Raw genomic sequence first — 1,576 nt, 5'->3', positions numbered from 1 at the left:
GAGATTTTCGTGCGGGCGTCGGGCGGCACCTACCTAACGCTGAAGAACGGCGTGGCTACCGGATGCGCGCCCTTGAAAGCCCTCGAGCTGACCCCGGCCAATATCGCCTTCCTCGGCGAGCTCGTCCGCAAGCTCGTCACGGTCGAGGGCAGAGCGCTATCCGTCGTCGACGAGGAGCGGATCGATTCCAGTCTCGAGGCGATGCGGGCTCTGCCGCGCCACGAGCGCTCGCTGTCGGCTTTGCGCGCTTTTCTCGGGCAACAGGATCGCGAGGGCATCGGCGCCCGGCTTGAACGCTGGTGCAATGGCGGGCCTCTCGGCTGGGTCCTTGATGCCGAAGAGGACGCGATCGCGCTGGACGCCAGCTTCATCGGCTTCGACATGACCGATGTGCTCGACCATGCGGTGGTCCGCACGCCACTGATGATGGTCCTGTTCCATCGCGTCGAGCAGTTGATCGACGGCCGCCGCATCATCATCGACATCGACGAATTCTGGAAGGCGCTCGGCGACGACGCCTTTCGGGCACTGGCCAACGACAAGCTCAAGACCATCCGCAAGCAAAACGGCGTCATGGTCTTTGGCACGCAGTCGCCGCGCGACGCGCTGGCATCTCCAATCGCCCACACCATCGTCGAGCAGTGCCCAACGCAAATCTTCATGCCGAACACGCGCGGCACGCGGTCCGACTATGTCGATGGCTTCCACCTCACCGAAACCGAATTCCGGCTGATCAAGGAAGAACTTTCGACTGAGAGCCGGCGCTTCCTGATCAAGCAGAACGGCCAGTCCATCGTCGCCGAGCTCGACCTCGGCGGGCTCGATGACGCGCTCGCCGTGCTGTCGGGCCGCACCGAGACCGTCGAGCTGCTCGACCGCATCCGCGCGGAGGTTGGCGATGACCCGGCAGCGTTCCTGCCCCGCTTCCATGCCGAAAGAAGGATCGACCGATGAGAGCGAGCCACCTCCTGATCACGGCAGCGCTGGCTGGAGTGCCGGCGCGAGGCTTCGCCCAGCAAGGCGTCCCGGTCTTCGACGCCGGCGCGATCGCAAAACATGTCGAGCAGATCGGCAAGCTCACCGAGCAGATCAAGACGATGGAGGCGCAGCTCACCCAGGCGAAGCAGCTCTACGAGAGCTTCAACAAGCTGACCGACGTCAACGACGTCGCCTCGCTCCTGAACAGCGAGGAGTTCCGGCAACATCTTCCGAAGGAGTTCGGCGAGATCGAAAAGCTGGTTTCGGGGACCGGGACCGGATCGCTGACCGGCGTGATCGATCGCTATCTTGATCAGAACCGAGCCTATCAGGGCGGGGACGCGAATTCGTTCTATCGCACTGAGCTCGACCGCATCGCGCGCCAGACCGGCGCGAAGCATTCTATTGGCCAGAGCGTCTACGACACGGCCTCAAAGCGGATCGATGAGCTGGAGGAACTGCGTCAGAAGATAACCACAGCCAAAGACGCCAAGAACGTGCTCGATCTGTCGGCCCGAATCCAGGCCGAGCAGGCCATCCTCCAGAACGAGGTCCTGCGTATGCAGGGCCTAGCCATGGTGCAGCAGGCGCGCGGCGA

The 1,576-nt window shown here is 63.5% G+C and carries 1 protein-coding gene and 1 pseudogene; both read left to right on the top strand.

Translation table 11 applies throughout. The features are described 5' to 3' along the window. Positions 1-954 (top strand): annotated as a pseudogene (locus AE618_RS23705) (transporter); the annotation flags it as partial. Next, positions 951-1,576 (top strand): P-type DNA transfer protein VirB5 (gene virB5 / locus AE618_RS23700; protein WP_054211546.1); only part of this gene is annotated, 626 nt, incomplete at its 3' end. The pseudogene AE618_RS23705 and the gene virB5, both read left to right, overlap by 4 nt.

It is taken from the genome of Allobosea vaviloviae (assembly GCF_001298265.1).
In the GTDB taxonomy this organism is placed as follows: domain Bacteria; phylum Pseudomonadota; class Alphaproteobacteria; order Rhizobiales; family Beijerinckiaceae; genus Allobosea; species Allobosea vaviloviae_B.
This window is presented reverse-complemented; position numbering and strand designations above follow the sequence as displayed.